Below are 20,801 nucleotides of genomic sequence, written 5' to 3' on the forward strand. Positions count from 1 at the left end.
ATCACTCCTGGGATGCGGACGACGGCGGAGGCTCGACGGGGGGCGGCGCGGGACGGGCGCTGTCCTCCTCGAGCGGGAAGAGCGCGAGCCGATCAGCGTGCTCGTGGTCCCGGTGCCGCACGCTGTAGACGAACAGCAGCACCGAGCTGGCCACGAGCATCAGGCTCACGAAGACCTGGAGCACCAGCACGTTCATGCGAGCACCTCCCGCTGGGACACCGACGCGTCGGGGCGCGTCCGCCGGCGCGGCGCGGACAGGCTCCAGAGGGTGAAGAGGACGGTGGCGAGGCTGGTGGCGGGCATGGCCACCGCGGCGCGCAGCGGCGTCATCCACCCCGCCAGGCACACGGTGATGGCCACGACGTTGTAGGCGATGGACAACCCCAGCAGCCGGCGCACCACGCCGCGCAGCCGGAGCGACAGGACGAGCGCCTTGCGCAGCGAGGCCAGCCCCTCGCCCACGAGGAAGAAGTCGCTCTTGCCCGGCATGACGGGCCGGTCGATGGCGGGCGTCCCCGCGCACAGCGCCTCCTCGAAGGCGAGGCTGTCGTTGACGCCATCCCCGAGGTACAGCGAGTCGCCCCGGTCGAGCCGCGCGACCACGTCCGCCTTGTCCTCGGGACGCAGCCCCCCGAGCGCCTGCGCCGCGGGCACGCCGAGCGCACCGGCCAGCGCGCGCACCCGCGCGGGCGCGTCACCGGAGATGAGCCACACGTCCTGGCCCTCCGCGCGGAGCGCGAGCAGCTCACGGCGGGCATCGGGCCGCAGGGCCTCACGCAGCGGGAACGTCGCCACCACCACGCCATCCCGGGTGAGCACGGGGCCGCTGGCAGCCCGCGCACCCGACAAGGTCTCGGGATGCGCCGCGATGTCGGCGACGTCCGGGGCTCGCCCGTCGTCCGACCGGCGCGTGGCAGCACCAGGCTCCGCCCCAGGCGGCGTCGCGATGTCGGAGGCCCCCGGGGCCCGTCCATCGTCCGCTCGACGCGGGGCCTCGTCCGGCTCCGCCACGAGCCTGCGAGCGACCTCCGTCCTCACTGTCAGCGCCGACGACGTGGAAGCCGGAGCCACCCCATCCCAGTCCGCGCGCCCCAGCCGCCAGCACACGCCGTCGCGCACCAGCTCCAAGCCCCGCCCGGGGTGCTCCACCACGCGAGCCTCTGCCTGGAAGCGCGTGCCGAGCCGCCCCAGCGCCTCCGCCACGCAGCGGCTGGCCGGGTGGTTGCTGCGCGAGGCCATGTCGAACGCCGCCTCGCGAACCTCCCCGGGCAGCACATCCAGCGCGGCGCGGTCCACCAGCTCCAGCCGGCCGAGCGTCAACGTCCCCGTCTTGTCGAACAGCACCTGCCGCACGCGCGGGAGCCGATCCAACAGGTCCGTGGCGCGGATGAAGAACCCCTCGCGGCGCAGGCGGGCCTGCACCAGCTCGTAGGCCAGCGGCGTGGCGATGCCGATGGCGCACGGGCACGTCACCACGAGCAGCGCCACCGCCACCTCGAGCGCCTTGTCCGGCCCGGAGGGCCACCACAGCACGAGCCCCAGCGCGGACACGGCGAGCACCGTCACCACCCACCGCCGCGCCACCACCTCCCAGAAGCGCGTGTGCACCGCCGCCCGACCCACGCCCTCCGGCGCGCGGCGCAGCAGCGCCACCAGCGGCGAGTCCGTGAACGGCTGACACGCCCTCACCCGGATGGCCCCGCGTCCCGCGTTGAAGGCCCCCGCGGGGAGCTGCCCGCCACGGGCCACGTCCCGCGCGTCGGGCTCACCGGAGATCCAATCCGTGGTGATGCGCGCGTCCACGTCGAGCAGCTCGGCGTCCACGGGGATGAGGTCGCCCGGCGCGAGGACGAGCACATCCCCTTCCATCACTTGCGACACGCGAACCGAGACGAGCCGCGACTCCTCCTCGCGCCGGACGAACAGTCCCTCCGCGCCGTCGTCCTCCAGGAGGAAGCGGCGGTTGCGCTCGAGCACGCGCTGCTGGAGCCAGCGGCCCACCAGCATCAACGTGACGAACGTGTTGAGGGTATCGAAGTAAGCCAGGTCCCCTCGCCCACCCCGGGCCTGCACCAGCGACGTGCCGTAGACCAGGAGGATGCCCAGCGCGATGGGTAGATCCAGGTGCGGCACCCCGCGCCGCAGCCCCTGCCAGGCCGAGCGGAAGAAGGGCCAGCCCCCCACCGCCACCACCCCCGACGACAGCCAGAGGCTCAGCCGGGTGAAGAGCTTGAAGACGTCGCCGTCCTCCGGCGTGAGCCCCACGTAGAAGCTCACGGAGAACAACATCACGTTCATCGTCAGCGCCACGCAGATGCCCAGGCGGATGGGCAGCTCCATGCTGGCTGGCGCGGCCTGCTTGCGGCTGGGGCCGAAGAGGTAGCCGAACCCCTCCACCGCGCGCAGGAAACCCGCCACGTCGAACGCACCGCGACGCCACTGCAACCGCGCCTTGCCCAGCGCCGGGTCCACCATGAGCCCCGCGCCACCGGGCTGGCGGCGGAACAACTCGTTCATCAACCAGACGCAGGCGGCGCAGTGGATGCCCTGCACGTCCAGCTCCAGCGCGCACAGCGGACCGGGCATCGTCTCCGCGCGCGCCACCAGCGGCTCCAGCCACGACAGGCTGCGCCCCCGCGGCGGCTCCGGAGCCGGCGCGGCCTTGCCCTGCGTGAGCTGGTAGTAGCGGGTGAGCCCCTGCTCCACCAACATCCCGTGCACCGCCTCGCAGCCCGCGCAGCAGAACTCGCGCGAGGCGCTCCCCACCGGAACGGGGCTGCCACAGTGCAGACACGGCGCCGGCATGGGCAGGGATTGCGCGGAAGCGGACATGACACCCGGGCACCTTGCGAACGGCATGCCTGTTGCGAAGGCACCCGGGCATGTCGCTCCCAACCTTCGAAGTCCCGGTGCTGCTGGCCTCGCTCGCTCCGACGTCCGCCGTATGGGCGGGCGCGCTCGGGGCCCTGACGGTGGGGCTCACCGGCAGTGCGCATTGCCTCCTCATGTGTGGGCCGCTCGCCTGCGCGGGCCTGCCGCTGACGCGGGGAGGAGAGCGGCGCAGGGCGGTGCTCGCCTATCAAGGGTCGAGGGTGCTCGCGTACGCGCTGGTGGGCGGCTCGCTGGGGGCGCTGGGCGGAGGTGTCACCCGCGCACTCGCAGTGTCCACGCGCCCCTATTTGCCCTGGCTCATGGCCGCGGCGCTCGTCGCGTCCGCGCTGGAGTTGGGCAAGCGACTGCGCCCTCTGCCCGGGCTCGCGCACGTGTCGCGGGCCGTATCGAGGTGGAGCGCAAAGTTTTCGTCGACGGGCCGGGCCAGCGCATTGGGTGCGGTGACGCCCCTGCTCCCCTGCGGCCTCTTGTACGGCGTGCTCACCGTGGCCCTGGCGACGGGCGCGTTCTGGGGCGGCGCGCTGGTGATGGGCGCGTTCGCGCTGGGCGGGCTGCCCGCGCTGCTCGGCGCGCAGCTCCAGGCGGGGCTCTGGCGGGCGAGGCCCAGGCTGTTCGTGTTCCTCTTCCAGCGCGCGATGCCACTCGCGGCGGCGGCGGTGCTCGTCTATCGCGCGGTGGGCGGGCAGCCGAGCTGCCACTGAGCCCCCGGGCGGACGCTGCCTTCGGGCTCACCAGTCGTCGAAGTGGTTCGAGCGCGGCGGCTCGAAGTCGATGCCCTGGGAGGCCAACCGGGCCAGCGTCACCGCGTCATCCAGCCGCTCCGGAGGGCACCCCCAGAGGGAGACGATGACACGGTCGAGGTCGCGGACGATCTCCGCGGCCGCCTGCGCGTGGGCCAGCATCCGGTCCGACACGCGCTCCGCCATGGGACGCACGAGGTCCGGCAGCCGGCTCGGGAACGACAGCCAGTAGGGATGGCCCTCGAGGTGGCCCCGGGGATTGGGCATCGCGAGGAGCTGGCGCCGGTACTTCCAGGCATGGGCCAGCGGATCCCCCACCTTGTCCTCGGCGCCGAGCGCGACCAGCAGCGCCTCCCCGTCCGTCGCGCGCTCGACCTGCTCGCGCTGGGAGAGCCCGTCCATGCCGAAGCACGCGAAGAGCGCGAGCGCCAGCGCGCGATGGCGCTGCGCCGCCTTCGCCTCGGCCCGCCGCAGGTGGCCGGCCAGCGCGGCGACGACGGTGACGAGGTCCCAGGGCCTGAGCACGTCGGAAGGCTCGCGCAGGTCCTCGTACTCCCAGGGTCCGTCCTTCGGCTGGTGGTAGAGCATCAGCCCAGCATGCCCTGCATCACGCCCTGGCGCATCACTTCCGCGAGGACGTCCAGGCCATGCACGGTGTTCACGCGCGACACCGACACCTTGCCCGTGGCCAGTTGCGTGGAGTCCGACACCACGAAGGGCAGCGGCCTGCGCCCCAGACGCATGAGGCGCTCGTCGTGGAAGGCATCAGGAGTATGCTCGCATAGCTGCCGCATGAGCACGCCCATGTTGGCGGTGCGCACCGGCTGCATCGCGGGCCCCAGGCACGAGAAGTCCACGCCGTGCTCGCCGAGCACCACGCCGCGCCCGTCGCGCGCGAACACGTAGATGACCTGGGACGTCTCCTCCGCCTCCTTGCGCACCGTCTTCTCCCCGTTGCGCAGCGGAATCAGCCCGTGCGAGACGAGCGTCTTCGCGTACGCCTTCGCGGTGTCCATGCGCGAGGGCTGCTCGGTGTTCTCCGTGACGGTCCGCATCGAGCTGGACCCACGCAGCACCGCCACGACGTCCCGCCAGGGCAACTCCCACGGCTCGCCCGTGCGAGGCGTGAACGTGGCCGCCGCGGGAGTGAACGCCACCCGCCGCGCGACCAGGTGAGGCGCGCCCAGCCGCCGCTCGTCCACCGCCACCACGGAGAGCCCCTGCCGCGAAAGCGACGCCACCAGCGCGTCCGCGGCGTCCGGCGCGAGCCTCGCCAGCAACGCGGGGGGCTCCGGCGCCAGACGCATGCGCGCCTCCGCGAGCGTCATGCCCGCGGCCTCCGCCAGCGAAGCCACCGCCGACTGCACCTCCGTGGGGGCCCGCACCAATGCGACGACCTTCATCAGTCCACCTCGTGACCTCGTGCGGGCTCCATTCTCGTCCAGAACGGCTCCTCGCGCTCGCGTGGCGCTTCAGCGAAATCCGCGGGCTCGAACGCCTGACGCAGCTCGACTTGCACGTCCTCGAACCCCGGAGGCAACGGACAGCGGCGCGCCCACTCCACCGCCTCTTCCCGGGACTTCACTTGAATCATCCAGAACCCGGCGATCAACTGCGCCACCTCCGGGAAGGGGCCATCCGTCATCGTCCGGACGCCTGGAGAGAAGTCGATGCGAACGCCGCCCGAGCTGGGGTGCAGTCCGGCGCAGTCCAGCAGGACTCCCGCCTTCACCAACGCGTCGTTGTAGCCATCCATGGCGGACATCAGGGACTTGCTCGACAGGAGCCCCGCCTCACTCGCTCGATTGGCCTTCAGCAGCAGCACGAATCGCATCGTCGCGCCTCCTCCAGGGGCGCGACGAACGAGCCCCCCGCGTTTCGACACCGCGAGTCCACCCGCTCCATCCGGTGGGTGGGGGCCTGGAGGACACGCCGGGTCACGCGCCGGGCCCCCGAATTTCGACGCGAATTATCCCTGCCTGAATCCCGAGCAATCCCCAGGGGTTGCCCGCGTCCGGCGGAAAAATCGGGCGCGATGTCGATCCCTTTTCGCGCCATTCGTCGCCGTCACGAAGCCGGGAAGTCGCCCCGATATCCGCTGCCCACGCGCAGCAGGAGTCCCTGTCGTGCTCAAGCCCATCGCCGCCGCAGTCGCCGTCCTCGTGGTCAGCCTGGCCGTGTTCGTCGCCACGCGGCCGGACACCTTCCGCATCGAGCGCAGCGCCGTGGTCCGCGCGTCGCCGGCCACCACGTTCGCGCTCATCAACGACTTCCAGCGCTGGCCGCGGTGGTCGCCCTACGAGACGGTGGACCCGAACATGGCGCGCACCTACGAGGGCCCCGGGTCGGGCGTGGGCGCCATGTACTCATGGAAGGGCAACAGCGACATCGGCTCGGGTCGGATGACCATCGAGGAGAGCCGCCCCGGGGAGCAGGTCTCCATCAAGCTGGAGTTCTTCGCGCCCTTCACCGCGACGAACCAGGCCCGCTTCCAGCTCGTCCCGGAGGGCCAGCACACCCGCGTCACCTGGAGCATGGAGGGCCCCAACACCCTGCTGGGCAAGGCGATGAGCGCCTTCGGACTGATGGACTCCTTCGTGGGCAAGCAGTTGGAGACGGGCCTCGCCAACCTCGATGCCGTCGTGGCGGCCGAGGCGACGACCCAGTCCGCCCGCGCCCAGGCGGGGGCGGCCCCCCCCGCGCCCGTTCCGTGAGCACGAGGGAGCCTGCGCCCCGATGATGTGGATGATGATGTGGTTCGGTTCGCTCGGGTCAGACGCGCTCGAGCACCGCGGCGACCGCCTGCCCACCGCTCGTGCACAGCGTCACCAACGCCAGCGACCTGTCGCTCCGCTCGAGCTCATCCAGGGCGGTGCCGACCAGGATGCTCCCCGTCGCGCCCAGCGGGTGTCCCAGCGCGATGGCGCCACCGTTGACGTTGACGCGCGCCAGGTCGAGCTCCAGCGCCCGCGCCGTCTGTAGCACCACCGCCGCGAAGGCCTCGTTGATCTCCCACAGGTCCACGTCGCGGGGCTTCAGCCCCGCCGCATCGAGCGCCTTGCGCGCGGCGAGCGCCGGCCCGGTCAGCATCAGCACCGGGTCGCTCCCCACGGCCGACACGGCCCTCACCCGCGCGCGGGCCCTGAGCCCGTGCGCCCGCAGGTAGTCCCGCGACGCCACGAGGACGGCGCCCGCCCCGTCCGCGATGCCGCTCGCGGTGCCCGCGGTGTGCAGGTGGCGCACCGCGCCCGCGCGCGGATAGGCCGCGAGCGCCAGCGCGTCCAACGTCTCACCCCGAGGGCCCGCCACCTGTTCGCCCAGCTTCACGAAGGACGGCGCGAGCGCCGCCAGCTTCTGGGCCGTGGTGTCCGAGCGCGGGGGGTCATCCGCCGACAGCAGCACCTCCCCCGTCCTCGGGTCCACGACGGGGAACAGGCCCTTGTCGAACCGCCCCTCCGCCTGCGCCCGCACGGCGAGCTGCTGCGAGCGCAGCCCGAAGGCGTCCAGCTCCTCGCGCGTGAAGCCCTCCAGCGTCGCGATGAGGTCCGCGGAGATGCCCTGGGGGACCTGGAAGAAGCGCCCCCGCAGCGCCTCGTTCCCACCATCCGTCCCGCCACCGTCCGCGTTGAGGCCGTAGCGGCTCATCTGCTCCACGCCACCCGCCACGACGAGCCGCTGCGCGCCGGACGCCACGCCCATGGCCGCGAGCGACAACGCCTGGAGCCCCGACCCGCAGAAGCGGTTGAGGCTGAAGGCCGGCACGCTGATGGGCCAGCCCGCCGCGAGCACCGCGTTGCGCGCGATGTTCGCCCCCTGGGCCTCCACCTGCGACACACAGCCCACCACCACGTCGTCCACGTCCGCCACGTCCACCGACGTGCGCAGCGGCAGCTGCTTCAGCGTCTGGGCCAGCAGCTCCTGCGGGTGCAACCCGCTCAGCGCGCCCTTGCCGGGCTTCGCGCGCGCCCGCGGCGTCCGTACCGCATCCAGAATGTAGGCATCCATCGACCAGGCCTCCGTTGGAGGGAGCCCGCCCCTGGGACGGGTCCCCTTGCCCCAACCATATTATGGACATAATATGGTCGCAACGCGATGTCCTGGCGCGCAAGCCCCGGCGGGTCACTTCTCCAGGTCGGAGACGATCTTCCCGATGGGCGACGGGGTGCCGATGAGCCGCTGCAGCGTGCTGCGGTTGTCGGAGCCCGCGTCGTAGTTCTGGAGGTTCTGCTCGTTCGAGTTCATGCCCGGCTTGAAGCCCGAGTAGTTGTCGCGCAGGGGCAGGTCGTGCTCGTTGCGGATCTTGTTGTCGGTGGGGGCCCAGTTCTGCGGCGTGTGCGGCGTGGGGCGCAGGCCGACGGTCTCGAACTCCTCCGTGAGCTGCAGGCGCCGGTTGACGGTGTCGCGCATGTCCTGGGAGACCTCCGGGTGGCGCTTGAAGACGTCCGCGTTGTTGTGCTTGCTCGCCTCCAGGGGGCTGACCTGGAGGCCGTTGGACGCGCGCCAGGCGTGGACGGACTCGTGCCCCAGGCTGGCGACGCGGGAGCCCTTCGCCGTCTCGTCGTACTGGATGCGGCTCGCCGCGCCGGCGCTGGGCTGGCCGTCGTAGCGGTACGCGGGGCGCGTGGACGCGAAGGTGCCGTCGTTGCGAGGCATGTGGGACATGGGGATGTCCTTGCCACGGCCCGAGTGGATGTCCGCGATGGTGAGGGGCTTCTGGGCCGTGCCCGTCTCCCCGGGGTTGACGTGCTGGGTGCGGCCGTTGAGCTCCGTGAGCATGCGGTTGCCCACCGGCTTGTCCATCAGCGAGTGGGTGGACTGGCGCGCGTCCCGGGTGAAGTCCGCGAACTCCGCGCCGTTCGCCTGGTTGGAGTCACGGCGGGTCCGGATGCCCGACAGGTCCGGGTGCGTGACGCCGTAGTCCGCCGGCTTGAGGTTGTCCTTCCCCTCCTGGAGCTGCGTGGGCGTGGGGCGCGGCGGCTTGGGCTGCGCCGAGGCCTCCGGCTTCTTCGCGGTGCTCGTGTCGACCTTGGACGGCGCGCTGTTGGAGCGCGGCCGGTTGACGGAGGACGACGACGAGGGGGACGAGGTCGGCGACGAGAGCGACGAGGAGCGGGAGCGGAGCTTCATGGGAGGCCTCGGACGTGGGGGTTGTCGACGTGCGGCTTGAGGATGCCCGAGCCTAGAGCATGCGGCGTGCCGAGCCCCGCATGTGTCCCCTCCTTCCACGGCCCTCGTGATTTCAAGAGGTTCCGCGAGCGGCGGGCCCCGGTTGGCGGGGGCGCCTGATGACGGGTGACAGGGGGCTGATGACCGCAGTCATCAGGCGCCGGGCGGGGGCGAACGTCCGGCCGTATAAGATGCGGGGTGAGGTGAGCATCGGATGCCGCATCCCCCGGAGCAGAAGCAGGCCACGCACGAGCGAATCCTGGAGGCGGCCGGCACGCTGTTCCGGCAGCGCGGCTTCCTGGGTGCCAGCGTCGACACGGTGATGAAGAGCGCGGGCCTGACGGTGGGCGGCTTCTACGCGCACTTCGCGTCGAAGCAGGCGCTGCTCATCGAGTCGCTCCAACGCATCATGGGCAACCAGCGCATCGACTGGCCCCAGGGGCTGGAGTCCCTGAAGGGCGCGGAGTGGCTGGGCCAGTTGGTGCGCCGCTACGTCTCCCGCGCGCACCGGGACGCGGACGTACCGCCCTGCGCCCTGCCCGCGGTGCTGTCGGACGTGGTGCGGGGCGAGCCCGAGCTGAAGGCGGCGCTGGCGAGGGAGCTGGACCTCACGGCGGAGCAGTTCGCCGGGCACCTGACCGGGGACTCACGGGCCAGCGCGCGGGAGCGGGCCCTGGCGACGTACGCGCTGTGCATCGGCACGCTCACGCTCGCCAAGGCGACCGCCGGAACGAAGCTCTCCGACGAGCTCATCCAGGCCGCGCGCCGGGTCTCCGTGCTCATGGCGGAGACCCGGGACCCGGAGGACTGAGCGGCTCAGGCGGGCTCGGGGCGCAGGGCCACCGGGTGCGTGCGCAGCCAGTCCTGGACCCGACGGATTCGCTCCACCCCGCCCGTCAGCCCCATCTGTCCGAGCAACTGGCGATAGGGCTCGAAGCTCTCCGGCGTCCAGGTGGTGAGCGCCTTCAGGTCCGCCAGCGCGACCAGCTCCTCCGCGGAGCGGCCCTCCGCCTCGCGGCGTCCCGTCAACAGCGCGGCCAGGCCCATGCGCGACGGCTCGGCCTCGAAGGCGATGGCGGCGTCGGCGTACCAGGCGCGGGTGGCCTCGTCGGCGGACGCGTCCTTCGCCTTCTCGTGCAGCCGGCCCAACATGCCCGAGAGGAAGTCCGGGTCCAGCGCGCCCTTCATTCCACGCAGCAGCGCGCTCACCGCCTCGCGACGCTCGGCGGGCGGCGTCTCCGGGGGCAGGGACTTGAGGGCCTGCATCGGCTCCCACAGGACGCAGGTGAGCCACAGCTCCTCGTCCGGGGAGAAGACGGCGGGGGTGGACGGCTCGCGCAGCTTCGCCTCCACGCGGGAGGCGCGCTCACGGGCCTCACGGGCGATGCGCTCGGCGAGCCCCGGGTCTTCCTTCACGTAGTTCACCAGGGCGTCCACGTCTCCGTCGCGCGCGTGCTGGAGGGCCTCGCGGGCCTCGGGTGACAGCGTGGACTCGTCCAGTCCCTCGGCGAGCAGTTGGTACTTCTCCGCCAGCGCCTTGTGACGGGCGCTCCACTCGCGGAACTGCACGTCGAACACGACGTCCAGGATGGGGATGTCCTCGGGGCGCGCCTTGCCCACCTTGCGCGAGGCGGAGGCGAGCAACGCGCCCACGCACAGGGCCCGCCGGTCGTCCCGGGAGCGCGCCGGCTCCGCCGCCCGCGCCAGCAGCGCCGCGCCGAGCTTCTCCAGGAACGGCCGGGTGCCCAGCTTGCGCACCGTGCCCACCAGCAGCTCCCGCCGCGCCCCGGCCGCGTCCAGCACGTCGTCCTCGGACAGGCGCGCCAGCTCCGCGCCCACGTGCGCGTCGAAGTCCTTCGCGTCGAAGCGCAGGTCGTCCGCGGGGCCCCACTCCGTCAGCAGCTCCCCCACCCGCGTCAGCGCCTGGGAGAGGCGCGACACGTCGGGGTCACCCAGCAGCTCCATCGCGGCCTTCAGGTCGTCGGTCAGGGGATGGGGCGTCGAGGGGGGCGGCGCGGCGCGAGCCCGGTCCTCGGCGGCATGGCAGACCTTGTACTTCTTGCCACTGCCACAGGGACACGGGTCGTTACGGCCGGGCTTCTTCTGACTCAAGGGAATGTGCCTCGCGGCTCGCGGGGGCGAGCGGTGGAATCCGCCGGGCACCGTAGCAGGCCCGCGCGGCCGTCGCGCGCCCGGGGTTCGGGACACGCCCCAGAACCGCGCGACCTGTCGACATGGCGTCCCGAGATTCCACCAGGGGTCCGCCGAGCCTGCTACGCGGCGCTCTCCACCTGGGGAGCGCCACGCCGCTCCTCGGCGATGGACTGGCGGATCTTCTCCCCCACGAAGCGGGAGAACGGTCCGAAGTGGAGGTACAGCGCCATCATCGACACCGTGTAGCGGATGGAGCCGGGGTTGGTCGTGAGCGCCCCGAAGAGCGTCTTCCAGAAGGGCCCCCGCGTCCGCGCGTCCAGGCTCATCTTCCGCACCAGCCGCGTGAAGCCGCGCAGCTCCTTCAACTGCTTGCCCAGGGAAGGCTTGTAGCGGCGGCGTCGCGAGTCCAGCAGCCGTCCCGCGCGCAGCACGCGGTCGAAGTAGCGCTCCGGCGCGTAGACGGACTCCACCACGGACAGGTAGTCCCCCAGGATGTCCTCGCGGGGGCGCCGCGACGCGAAGTTGATGCCAGCGGTGCACTGGTCGCTTTCGCCATCCGGCTGGATGTCGTGCCCCTCGTGGAGCCGCCCCTCGGTGCGCAGGCGGCGCGTGAGCTGCGTGTTCGGCAGCGCGTAGAGCAGGCCCACCATGCTCGCCGGGATGGCCGAGTCCTCGATGCACTCGATGGTGCCCCGGGCCACGCTGCCCTCCTCGCTGTCGAAGCCGATGATGAAGCCCGCGTTCACGAACATGCCGTGCTGGTAGATTTTCTGGATGCTCTCGACGATGGGCCGGCGCGTGTTCTGGCGCTTCTGCATCGCGGTGAGCGTCTTCTCGTCCGGGCTCTCGATGCCGACGAAGATGGCGAAGAAGCCCACGTCCCGCATCATCTCCAGCAGCGCCGGGTCGTCCGCCAGGTTGATGGAGGCCTCCGTCGTGAACTCGAACGGCCAGTCGCGCGCCTCCAGCCATGTCTTCATCCGGGGCAGCAGCTCCTTCACCAGCTTCTTGTTCCCGATGAAGTTGTCGTCCACCAGGTCGACGTGTCCCCGGTAGCCCAGGTCGTAGAGCGTCTCGAGCTCCGAGAGGATCTGCTCGGGCGTCTTCGCGCGGGGCCTGCGCCCGTACAGCTCGATGATGTCGCAGAACTCGCAGTTGAACGGGCACCCCCGGCAGAACTGGATGCCCACGTGGTTGTACCGGTCGAAGTCCAGCAGGTCGAAGCGCGGCACCGGGGAACGAGACATGTCCGCCTTGCCGCCGTCCTGGTAGACGGGCTTGGCCTGCCCCGCCGCGAAGTCCGCCAGGAAGGCGGGGATGGTGGACTCCCCCTCGCCCAGCACCAGGTGGTCCGCCTCCGCGTAGAGGTGGGGACTGCTGCTCGGGTCCGGCCCGCCCACCACGACGGGCTTGCCCAGCGCGTGCGCGCGCCGGATGAGCTCCAGGCAGTCGCGCTGCTGCGGCAGCATGGCGCCAATCAACACGACGTCCGCCCAGCCGAGCATGGCGTCGTCGAGCGGCTCGACGTTGCGGTCCACCAGCCGCAGCTCCCAGTCCGCGGGCAACAGCGCCGCCACCGTGCACAGCCCCAGCGGCGCCGCCGGGTAGCGCGCGTCCAGCAACGCGCAGGTCTCGCGGTAGTTCCAGAAGGACGCGGAACGAAACTCCGGATGAATCAACAACGCGCGCATCGGAGGGCCTCACCTTCGGGTTCGTGTTCGGGACCCTCCTTCAACACCCGTACCACGCCCGCGTGTCACTCCCGCGCCCTCCCTCTGACGGGAAGCAGACAGCCGCCCGCCAGGCAAGCAGCCGCGCTCACGTCACAAATGGACGGTTCCGGCGGCGGCGGCGCTCAGGCGCGCACATCCGCCTCGAACGCGGCGCACTCGTCCGGCGTGAGCCACAGCGGCTGCTCGCTGCCCTTCTCCGCGGACTGGACGGCGGCCTCCAGCACCGCCTGCACCGCCACGGCCTGCGCGGGCGTCACCGGGTTGGGCCCCAGCCCCCACACCGCGTCACGCACGCCCGCGTAGTACCGGCGGTAGTCGCCCGGCGGCGCCACCGTCTCCAGGGACGTGCCCGAGCCCCCGGCGAACAGCCGCCCCGGCAGCGCGTCCCGCCCCCAGTTGGCGCCCCCCGGCAGCTCGCCCGCGATGAGCCGGTCCGCCTGCGAGTCCATGCCGTGCTTCAGCCAGGAGCCGCGCGTGCCGTGCACCGCGAACCGCGGCAGTCCCCCGGCCATCAGCATGGAGGCCTGGAGGACGACGTGGCGCCGGGGATACACCAACGTGACGTGGCACCAGTCGTCGACCTGGGCGCCGTCCCGGTGCGTCGCCAGCATCCCCACCACGCGCTCCGGGAGCCCGAAGAGCTGGAGCGCCTGGTCCACCAGGTGCGGCCCCAGGTCGTACCAGACGCCCGCGCCCGGCACCGCCTGCTCGCGCCAGCGCGCCCGTACCTCCGGACGGAAGCGGTCGAAGCGCAGCTCCGCGTGCGTCACGCGGCCCAGGGCCCCGTCCGTGAGCAGCGCGCGCAGCGCGAGGAAGTCGCTGTCCCACCGGCGGTTGTGGAACACGGACAACACCCGCCCCTCCTCGCGGGCCAGCGCCGCCAGCGCGCGCGCCTCCGCGACCGTCACCGTGAAGGGCTTGTCCACCACCACGTGCTTGCCCGCACGCAACGCCGCCTGGGCGAGCGCCACGTGGCTGTCGTTCGGCGTCGCCACGACGACCAGGTCCACGTCCGGGTGCGTGGCCGCCTCCAGCGCGGAGGACACCACGCGCGCGTCGGGGAGGTCCGCCCGGACGTCATGGGCCCGACTGGAGGCGACGACGCGCAGGGACAGCCCATCCACCGTGCGCAGCAGCGGCGCGTGGAAGGACTTCCCCGCGAAGCCATAACCCAACAGCGCGACCCTCAGCGGAGCCTGGATGGTCATGGGCCCCGGATTGGAGCACGACATCGCTTCCCCTCCCCCGGAAAAAAGCAACGCCATCCGCCGAGGAAAACGGATGGCGTCGCCGCCGCGCGTCGCAAGGGCTCTCGCTCCGCGAGGAGCATCCGGCCCCAGGGGGTCCGCGACTCGCGGACTTTGCTCCCCCCCAGCGTTCAGGTGTGGTGGTGGAGGCTCTCCACCAGGTACGGGTCTCCCACCGGCAACATGCGCGTGGTGCGCACCGCGCGCGTCACGGCCAGGAGGAACAGCGCCCCCACACCCACGAAGGCCGCCAGTTCGTACACGCCCAGCACCAGCCCCTCCGGCTGGTGCGCCGGGGCGACCATCAACTGGAGGTCCAGCCACCGCCCCACCAGCAGCACCGCCGCGACGCGCAACAGGTGCGTCGGGTTCTTCTTGGCCGGGCGCGGCAGGAGCAGCAGGAAGGGCAGCGCCCAGTTCAGCGCGATGTTCACGTAGAACGGCACCGTCCAGCCGCCGTGCATCCGCGCGATGAAGTAGACCGTCTCCTCCGGGATGTTCGCGTACCAGATGAGCAGGAACTGCGAGAACCAGAGGTAGGCCCACAGCGTGGCGAAGGCGAACATCAGCTTGCCCAGGTCGTGCAGGTGGCTGCTGTTGAGCTGGGGCAGCGCGCCCGCGCGGTGGAGCAGGATGGCCGCCACGGTGATGGCGCACACGCTGGAGCTGAGCAGGCCCGCGAAGTTGTAGAGCGCGTAGATGGTGCTGAACCAGTGTGGCTCCAGCGACATGAGCCAGTCGAAGGCCGCCAGGCAGAACGTCAGCGCGAAGAGCACCAGGAACACGGCGGACACCTTCACGTGGCGCTTCGTCAGCGCCTCCGTCCGCTCCGTGTCCTGCTGGACGGAGATGCGCCGCAACAGCCACGTGAAGCCCACCCACAGGGCCAGCATCACCCCCATGCGGAGGGCGAAGAAGGGCACGTTGAGGAAGCCCGCCTTCTGGTGCAGCAGGTGGTCGGTCTCCATGACACCCGGGCGCGCCCACGGCCACAGCCTCGTCGCGAAGGGCAAGAGCGCCAGCATCGTCACCGCGCCCCAGGGCACGTAGGACGCGAACGCCTCCGGGATGCGCTTGAAGACGGTGAACCAGCCCGCGTTGGCCACGGCGTTGAGCGCCAGGAACACCGCGCCGCCCAGGCCCAGGCACAGGAAGTAGAAGCCGCTGGTGAGCAGGCTCGACAGCGTCCGCTCCGGGGCCTGCACCAGCCCCAGCACCAACAGGCCCAGGCCCGCGCCCGCCGCCACCTGCGCGGCGCGGTGGACCACCGGCGAGACGGCGAAGCCGCCCTCGCCTCCGGTGGCGACGTCGTGTGTGGGGCTGCTCATGGCGTGTCCTTTCGCGCCGTGCGCGCGGGGTCCTGCAGTGTCCGGAGGTAGTGGACGACCTTCCAGCGGTCCTCCGGCGCCACCTGCGAACCATGGGCCGGCATCAGGCCCTGCCCATGGGTGATGATGTGGAAGATGCGCCCGTCCGGCAGGCCCCTGGCGTGCTCGGCCACGAGCGAGGGCGGCACCGGGAAGCGCGCCGTCACCGTGCCGTCGCCCAGCCCCTCCGACCCGTGGCAGGGCGAGCAGTAGCGCTGGAAGGCCGTCCGCCCCCGCGCCACCACCTCCGGCGAGGCCGGATAGGGGTTCTTCAACTGCGCCCCGGCCCGCTCCGCCTCCTCGGGCCCGGCGGCCAGGTGCAGCGGCTGGAAGCCCCGGGGCACCGTCCCCTTCGCCGGGACGAGCAGCGTCTTGCCGTCCGGCGTGTTGGGGTTGGGCGAGAAGCTGTCGTACGGCACGGACGACACCATGTCCGGCGCGTACTCGTAGTTGGGCTTCGTCTCGTCCTGCTCGCAGCCCGCCAGGGCGAGCCCCACCACCACCACGCCCGCGAACGCGCGCCTCACGACGACACCTCCTTCAGGTCCAGCGCGACCGCGCCATGCCGGCGCAACAACTGCTCCGCCTCCTCCAGCGCCTCGGGCGTCTGGCGCGGCGACAGCGCGATGGCGAACCGGTCGTCCGTCACCCGGGGCAGCGCCTGCTTCCGGTTGCCGGGGAACAGCTTCGCCCGGACGAGGAAGGACCCCACCGTGATGAGCGCCGCGAACAGCACCGTCAGCTCGAAGGACACCGGGATGAAGGCGGGGAACGAGTTGAACGGCTTGCCGCCCACGTTGAGCGGCCAGCTCACCACGCTGGTGTAGAGCTGGAGCGACAGCGCCAGCGTGCAGCCCAGCGCGCCCGCGCCGAAGCACACCCAGGTGAGCCGGCTGGGCTTCAGGCCCATCGCCTCGTCCAGGCCGTGGACCGCGTACGGCGTGTACACGTCCTGGAGCACGTGGCCGGAGTCGCGCACCGCGCGCGTGGCGTCGAGGACCTGCGCCTCGCTCTCGAAGTAGCCAATGAGGACGGGGGTGCTCATACGGGGACGTCCTTCCGGGTGGCGATGGCCAGCGGCGGCGTGCCCAGCGACACGGGCGCCTCCTCGGCCACCGGCGCGGGACGCGCGGGGGGATGGTGCGCGGGGGCCTGCTCGTGCTCGGGCCGGGCGAAGCCGAGCACGCTCTTCACCTCGCCGATGGAGATGATGGGCAGCACCCGGACGAACAGCAGGAACAGGGTGAAGAACAGGCCGAAGGTGCCGATGAAGGTCCCCACCTCCACCGCGGTCGGCGTGTACATGGACCAACTGCTGGGCAGGAAGTCGCGGTGCAGGCTCGTCACGATGATGACGAAGCGCTCGAACCACATGCCCACGTTGATGACCAGCGACAGGACGAAGATGGCCGCGGGCGAGGTGCGGATCTTCTTGAACCAGAACAGGTGCGGCGACACCACGTTGCACGTCACCATGATCCAGTACGCCCAGGCATAGGGGCCGAACGCGCGGTTCATGAAGGTGAAGCGCTCGTACGGGTTGCCCGAGTACCAGGCGATGAAGAACTCCGTCGCGTACGCCAGCGAGACGATGCCCCCGGTGACGATGATGACCTTCGTCATGTTCTCCAGGTGGCGCAGCGTGATGAGGTGCTCGTAGCCCAGCACCACGCGGGTGATGATCATCAGCGTCAGCACCATGGCGAAGCCGCTGAACACCGCGCCCGCCACGAAGTACGGCGGGAAGATGGTGGTGTGCCAGCCGGGGATGACCGACGTGGCGAAGTCCATGGAGACGATGGTGTGCACGCTGAGCACCAGCGGCGTCGCCAGGCCCGCCAGCAGCATGTACACCGTCTCGTAGCGGCTCCACGTGCGGTTGGAGCCCGTCCACCCCAGCGACAGGACCTTGAAGACGGCCTTGCGCACGCCGGACTTCACGCGGTCGCGCACCGTGGCCAGGTCGGGGATGAGGCCCACGTACCAGAACACCGCGGACACGGTGAAGTACGTGGAGATGGCGAACACGTCCCACAAGAGCGGCGAGCGGAAGTTGACCCACAGGCTGCCGCGCGTGTTCGGGTACGGCAGCACCCAGAAGGCCAGCCAGGGCCGCCCCATGTGGATGACCGGGAAGAGCGCCGCGCACATGACGGCGAACAGCGTCATCGCCTCCGCCGCGCGGTTGATGCTCGTGCGCCACTTCTGCCGGAACAGGAAGAGGATGGCGGAGATGAGCGTGCCCGCGTGGCCGATGCCCACCCAGAACACGAAGTTGGTGATGTCGAAGGCCCAGCCGATGGTCTTGTTCAGACCCCACACGCCGATGCCCGTGCCCACCTGGTACGCGACGATGCCGGCGCCGGTGCCGAGAATCGACACGGCGATGGCGAACGCCGCCCACCACTTCCACGTGGGCGGGCGCTCCATGGGGGCGCAGATCTCCTCGGTGAGCTGGCCCAGGGTGCGCGCCTCGCTGACCAGCGGGACACGCAGCGGGGACAGATGCTGTTGGCTCATGTTCCGCTTCCCGACCCGGTGTTCCGGATCTTCGTGAGGTAGGTGATGGACGGCCCGATGTTCAGCTCCTCCAGGAGCCGGAACGCCCGCCCGTCCTTGGCCAGCTTCGCCATCCGGCTGTCGGGGTCGTTGAGGTCTCCGAAGTGGATGGCCTTCGCCGGGCAGCTCTGCTGGCACGCCGTCTGGATGTCACCGTCGCGCAGCAGCCGGCCCTCGCGGTTCGCCGCCGCCTTGCCTTCCTGGATGCGCTGCACGCACAGCGAGCACTTCTCCATCACCCCGCGGCTGCGCACCACGACGTCCGGGTTGAGCACCATGCGCTCCACCGGCTCGTCGTGCGGGTAGTCGAACCAGTTGAAGCGGCGGACCTTCGTGGGGCAGTTGTTCGCGCAGTAGCGCGTGCCCACGCAGCGGTTGTAGACCTGCTGGTTGAGGCCCTCGCTGGAGTGCACCGTGGCGAGCACGGGGCACACCGTCTCGCACGGCGCGTTCTCGCAGTGCTGGCACATCATCGGCTGGAACACGGCCTGGGGGTTGGCCTCGTCCCCCTGGTAGTACCGGTCGATGCGCATCCAGTGCATCTCGCGCTGGCGCAGCACCTCGTCGCGCCCCACGCTGGGGATGTTGTTCTCCGCCTGGCACGACACCACGCACGCCGAGCAGCCCGTGCACGCGCTCAGGTCCACCGCCAGCGCCCAGCGGTGCCCGTTGTACTCGTGGCCGGACCAGAGCGAGGGCGTGTGTCCGTCCTTGCCGCCGCTGTGGCCCCCGGCCTCCTCGTTGCCCGCGCGCGGGTTGGCCAGGAACGCGGCCAGCTCCGCCTCGCGCACGTGGGGGCGGCCCTCCAGGCGCGAGTGCGTCTGGGTGAGCGGGAGCTTCTGGCGCTCACCGGTGGCCACCAGGGTCGCGCCGGCCACCTGCCGCCGCGCGCGGCCGTCCGTCACCGAGGCCAGCGTGAAGCCGTTGCCGCCGACGCCGTCACCGATGCGGCCGGCCCGCGTCCGGCCATAGCCCACCGCGATGCCCAGCGCGTTCGGGTGCGTGCCCGCCTGCACCAACACCGGCAGCGACAGCGCCCGGCCCCCCACGCGGACGAGGGCGACGTCGCCGTCCTTCAGGCCCAGCTCCTTCGCGCGCGAGGGCGCGATGCAGGCCATGTTGCCCCACGTCCCCTTGGTGACGGGGTCCGGCACCTCCTGGAGCCACGCGTTGTTGGCGTGCGCGCCGTCGCGCAGGGCCACCGTGGGATAGAGCACCAGCTCCCAGTCCACGGACGGCCGCGCCACGGAGGCCAGCACCCTGCCCAGCCCCTCCACGCGCGCCTCCGCGGCGGGCGCGGGTGTCGCCGGCAGCGTCACCACGCCCCGGCGCACGGCGTCGTCCCAGAAGGCCACGAAGTCGCCGCCCGCGGCCGTGGCCAGCGGGAAGACCTCCTGCTCCCAGCGCGCGCGCAGGAAGTCGTGGTGCGTCTGGCCCACGCCCGCCCACGTCAGGAGCGAGTCGACGATGTCGCGCGTCTCGTACAGCGGCGCCACCGCGGGTTGGCGCAGGGACAGCACGCCGCGCCGGGGCTCCGCGTCGCCCCAGGACTCCAGCGGCGTGGAGGCCGGCGCGTGCAGTCGGGCGAGCATCGCCGTCTCGTCGAGCCGGTCGTTGGTCGTGACGGTGAGCGCCACGTTCTTCAGCAGCGCCTCCAGCTCCCCGCCCCGGGGGTCCGCGTGCGCCGGGTTGACGCCGAGGAACACCACCGCGCCCACCTGCCCCGCGCCCAGCTCGGAGAGCAGCTCGCCGTAGGAGAGGGCCTCCTCGTCCAGCCGGACGCCGTCCAGCGTGCGCACCGCATGGCCCTCGTTTCCGAGCAGCGCGTTGGCGGTGGCCGCCAGCACCTGCGTGGCCACGTCGTCGCCGCCGGCCACCACCAGGGACTGGCCCCGGTTCGACCACAGCGCGTCGACCAGCTCGTCGCGCGCGGCCTCCTCGAGGCGGGGCGCGGGCAGCGCGTCCAGGCCCGGCACGACGCGGCCGGCCTTCGCGGCCAGTCGCTTCACCAGGTCCGCCAGCGCCAGCGTCACGTCCGACGGCGCCACCACGAAGCGCCGGTCCGCCGACGCGCCGGTGAGCGACATCAGCGACTCGACCTGGAAGTGGCGCGCCATCTGTCGGCGTCCCGCGGCGTCGCGGGCCTCGGCGTACTGCCGGGTGAAGGCCACCGGGGACACCCACGTGCCCAGGAAGTCCGCGCCGAAGCTGGCGATGACCTTCGCCTGGTCGAAGCGGAAGTCGGGCACCGCCCTCACGCCGTGCGTGACGCGGTGGGCATCCCCCAGCGCGGCCCACTCGCCCAGGGGCTCGTAGCGCACCGTGCGGGCGGTGGGGTACGCGGCCACGAAGCGCTTCACGGCGGCCTCGGCGGTGGGCCCCATCACCCAGGGCAGCACCAGCCGGATGGCCTTGCCCGCGTCGGCGGCCTTGCGCAGCCCGGCCTTCACCTCCGCGTCCAGGTCCGCCCACGCCGTGCGCTGGCACGCGCGCGACGGGAAGCGGGCGCGGCTGGCGTCGTAGAGCGAGAGGACGGAGGCCTGCCCCACCGCGCACACGCCGCCGCGCGAGACGGGGTGCTCGTCGTTGCCCTCGACCTTGATGGGGCGACCGTCGCGCGTCTTGAGCAGCAGGCCACAGCGCGCGGGGCAGCCCTCGCAGGTGGACGCGTACCAGAGCGCGAGGCCCGGGGTGACCTCGTCCGGCCGGGCGACGTAGGGGACCAGCTTCTGCACCGGGGCGCGCTGGCAGGCCACCATGGCCGCCGCGGCGCTCAGGCCCATCATCTTGAAGAAGTCGCGGCGGCTGCTCTCGCTCGGGGGCGTGGCGGCCACGCCCACCGGCAGCTCCTCCGGGAACTCGTCGCGCTCGCGCTCGAGCAAGCTTACGTCGGTCGCCCGCTGGGCCAGGCTCTGCCAGTACTTGGGAAGGGTGTCGGACATG

General features: G+C 71.8%; 18 protein-coding genes. 3 read left to right on the plus strand and 15 right to left on the minus strand.

Annotated features, from left to right (window positions below; all coding sequences use genetic code 11):
- Position 1 precedes the first annotated feature (1 nt).
- Together LZ198_RS08520 and LZ198_RS08525 are read right to left on the minus strand one after the other, a co-directional pair.
- The gene (locus tag LZ198_RS08520; RefSeq protein ID WP_253971387.1) at positions 2-196 is read right to left on the minus strand and encodes a cytochrome oxidase; all 195 of its coding nucleotides are present in this window, start codon (positions 194-196) and stop codon (positions 2-4) included.
- Positions 193-2,832 carry a heavy metal translocating P-type ATPase gene (locus LZ198_RS08525; protein WP_253971388.1) on the minus strand — a complete coding sequence of 880 codons (2,640 nt, stop codon included), beginning with the start codon at positions 2,830-2,832 and terminating at the stop codon, positions 193-195. The genes LZ198_RS08520 and LZ198_RS08525 overlap by 4 nt, the downstream gene beginning before the upstream one ends.
- Positions 2,833-2,882: 50 nt before the next feature.
- Here LZ198_RS08525 and LZ198_RS08530 point away from each other — a divergent pair, with 50 nt between their 5' ends.
- The gene (locus LZ198_RS08530) at positions 2,883-3,593 is read left to right on the plus strand and encodes a sulfite exporter TauE/SafE family protein (RefSeq protein WP_253971389.1); all 711 of its coding nucleotides are present in this window, start codon (positions 2,883-2,885) and stop codon (positions 3,591-3,593) included.
- 27 nt (positions 3,594-3,620) lie between these two features.
- Here the strand turns inward: LZ198_RS08530 and LZ198_RS08535 are convergent, their stop codons facing one another.
- The 3 genes from LZ198_RS08535 to LZ198_RS08545 are packed head-to-tail and all read right to left on the minus strand — an operon-like array spanning position 3,621 to position 5,466.
- On the minus strand, positions 3,621-4,220 hold the full coding sequence (locus LZ198_RS08535) for a hypothetical protein (RefSeq protein WP_253971390.1): 600 nt from the start codon (positions 4,218-4,220) through the stop codon (positions 3,621-3,623).
- Positions 4,220-5,035, minus strand: a complete 816-nt coding sequence (locus LZ198_RS08540; protein ID WP_253971391.1) for a hypothetical protein — start codon at positions 5,033-5,035, stop codon at positions 4,220-4,222. The genes LZ198_RS08535 and LZ198_RS08540 overlap by 1 nt, the downstream gene beginning before the upstream one ends.
- Positions 5,035-5,466 (minus strand): YciI family protein, encoded by a 432-nt coding sequence (locus LZ198_RS08545; protein WP_253971392.1) that lies wholly within the window; start codon positions 5,464-5,466, stop codon positions 5,035-5,037. The genes LZ198_RS08540 and LZ198_RS08545 overlap by 1 nt, the downstream gene beginning before the upstream one ends.
- 292 nt (positions 5,467-5,758) lie before the next feature.
- Here LZ198_RS08545 and LZ198_RS08550 point away from each other — a divergent pair, with 292 nt between their 5' ends.
- On the plus strand, positions 5,759-6,346 hold the full coding sequence (locus tag LZ198_RS08550) for an SRPBCC family protein (RefSeq protein ID WP_253971393.1): 588 nt from the start codon (positions 5,759-5,761) through the stop codon (positions 6,344-6,346).
- 58 nt (positions 6,347-6,404) lie between these two features.
- On the opposite strand, the gene LZ198_RS08555 is transcribed toward LZ198_RS08550, so the two are convergent.
- Entirely contained in the window at positions 6,405-7,637 is a 1,233-nt protein-coding gene (locus tag LZ198_RS08555; protein WP_253971394.1) for an acetyl-CoA C-acyltransferase, read from the minus strand.
- 114 nt (positions 7,638-7,751) lie between these two features.
- A complete protein-coding gene (locus LZ198_RS08560) occupies positions 7,752-8,759 on the minus strand; it encodes a M91 family zinc metallopeptidase (protein WP_253971395.1) in 1,008 nt (335 codons plus the stop codon).
- Positions 8,760-9,012: 253 nt separating this feature from the next.
- Here LZ198_RS08560 and LZ198_RS08565 point away from each other — a divergent pair, with 253 nt between their 5' ends.
- Entirely contained in the window at positions 9,013-9,609 is a 597-nt protein-coding gene (locus LZ198_RS08565; RefSeq protein ID WP_253971396.1) for a TetR/AcrR family transcriptional regulator, read from the plus strand.
- 5 nt (positions 9,610-9,614) lie between these two features.
- Here LZ198_RS08565 and LZ198_RS08570 read toward each other — a convergent pair whose 3' ends face one another.
- From LZ198_RS08570 to LZ198_RS08605, 8 genes are all read right to left on the minus strand, one after another.
- Positions 9,615-10,910 carry a YecA family protein gene (locus tag LZ198_RS08570; RefSeq protein ID WP_253971397.1) on the minus strand — a complete coding sequence of 432 codons (1,296 nt, stop codon included), beginning with the start codon at positions 10,908-10,910 and terminating at the stop codon, positions 9,615-9,617.
- Between the two features lie 161 nt (positions 10,911-11,071).
- Positions 11,072-12,643, minus strand: a complete 1,572-nt coding sequence (locus LZ198_RS08575) for a B12-binding domain-containing radical SAM protein (protein WP_253971398.1) — start codon at positions 12,641-12,643, stop codon at positions 11,072-11,074.
- Positions 12,644-12,807: 164 nt separating this feature from the next.
- Positions 12,808-13,917: an oxidoreductase gene (locus LZ198_RS08580; protein ID WP_253971399.1), complete on the minus strand. Its 1,110-nt coding sequence runs from the start codon at positions 13,915-13,917 to the stop codon at positions 12,808-12,810.
- A 146-nt stretch (positions 13,918-14,063) separates the two neighbouring features.
- Complete coding sequence (locus LZ198_RS08585; protein WP_253971400.1) at positions 14,064-15,260, minus strand: hypothetical protein; 1,197 nt, start codon at positions 15,258-15,260, stop codon at positions 14,064-14,066.
- Positions 15,257-15,826 (minus strand): c-type cytochrome, encoded by a 570-nt coding sequence (locus tag LZ198_RS08590; RefSeq protein ID WP_253971401.1) that lies wholly within the window; start codon positions 15,824-15,826, stop codon positions 15,257-15,259. The genes LZ198_RS08585 and LZ198_RS08590 overlap by 4 nt, the downstream gene beginning before the upstream one ends.
- Entirely contained in the window at positions 15,823-16,344 is a 522-nt protein-coding gene (locus LZ198_RS08595; RefSeq protein ID WP_253971402.1) for a DUF3341 domain-containing protein, read from the minus strand. Before LZ198_RS08595 ends, LZ198_RS08590 begins: the two co-directional genes overlap by 4 nt.
- Positions 16,341-17,819, minus strand: coding sequence for an NrfD/PsrC family molybdoenzyme membrane anchor subunit (gene nrfD, locus LZ198_RS08600; protein ID WP_253971403.1), 1,479 nt, complete (start codon positions 17,817-17,819; stop codon positions 16,341-16,343). Before nrfD ends, LZ198_RS08595 begins: the two co-directional genes overlap by 4 nt.
- Entirely contained in the window at positions 17,816-20,800 is a 2,985-nt protein-coding gene (locus LZ198_RS08605) for a TAT-variant-translocated molybdopterin oxidoreductase (RefSeq protein ID WP_253971404.1), read from the minus strand. Before LZ198_RS08605 ends, nrfD begins: the two co-directional genes overlap by 4 nt.
- Between the last annotated feature and the right edge of the window lies 1 nt (position 20,801).

It is taken from the genome of Myxococcus dinghuensis, assembly GCF_024198235.1.
Lineage (GTDB): Bacteria > Myxococcota > Myxococcia > Myxococcales > Myxococcaceae > Myxococcus > Myxococcus dinghuensis.

Coding starts and splice junctions, on each gene's coding strand:
- LZ198_RS08520 (WP_253971387.1), bottom strand. CDS start 196: ATGAACGTGCTGGTGCTCCAGGTCTTCGTGAGCCTGATGCTCGTGGCC.
- LZ198_RS08525 (WP_253971388.1), bottom strand. CDS start 2,832: ATGTCCGCTTCCGCGCAATCCCTGCCCATGCCGGCGCCGTGTCTGCAC.
- LZ198_RS08530 (WP_253971389.1), top strand. CDS start 2,883: ATGTCGCTCCCAACCTTCGAAGTCCCGGTGCTGCTGGCCTCGCTCGCT.
- LZ198_RS08535 (WP_253971390.1), bottom strand. CDS start 4,220: ATGCTCTACCACCAGCCGAAGGACGGACCCTGGGAGTACGAGGACCTG.
- LZ198_RS08540 (WP_253971391.1), bottom strand. CDS start 5,035: ATGAAGGTCGTCGCATTGGTGCGGGCCCCCACGGAGGTGCAGTCGGCG.
- LZ198_RS08545 (WP_253971392.1), bottom strand. CDS start 5,466: ATGCGATTCGTGCTGCTGCTGAAGGCCAATCGAGCGAGTGAGGCGGGG.
- LZ198_RS08555 (WP_253971394.1), bottom strand. CDS start 7,637: ATGGATGCCTACATTCTGGATGCGGTACGGACGCCGCGGGCGCGCGCG.
- LZ198_RS08560 (WP_253971395.1), bottom strand. CDS start 8,759: ATGAAGCTCCGCTCCCGCTCCTCGTCGCTCTCGTCGCCGACCTCGTCC.
- LZ198_RS08565 (WP_253971396.1), top strand. CDS start 9,013: ATGCCGCATCCCCCGGAGCAGAAGCAGGCCACGCACGAGCGAATCCTG.
- LZ198_RS08575 (WP_253971398.1), bottom strand. CDS start 12,643: ATGCGCGCGTTGTTGATTCATCCGGAGTTTCGTTCCGCGTCCTTCTGG.
- LZ198_RS08580 (WP_253971399.1), bottom strand. CDS start 13,917: ATGTCGTGCTCCAATCCGGGGCCCATGACCATCCAGGCTCCGCTGAGG.
- LZ198_RS08585 (WP_253971400.1), bottom strand. CDS start 15,260: ATGAGCAGCCCCACACACGACGTCGCCACCGGAGGCGAGGGCGGCTTC.
- LZ198_RS08595 (WP_253971402.1), bottom strand. CDS start 16,344: ATGAGCACCCCCGTCCTCATTGGCTACTTCGAGAGCGAGGCGCAGGTC.
- nrfD (WP_253971403.1), bottom strand. CDS start 17,819: ATGAGCCAACAGCATCTGTCCCCGCTGCGTGTCCCGCTGGTCAGCGAG.
- LZ198_RS08605 (WP_253971404.1), bottom strand. CDS start 20,800: ATGTCCGACACCCTTCCCAAGTACTGGCAGAGCCTGGCCCAGCGGGCG.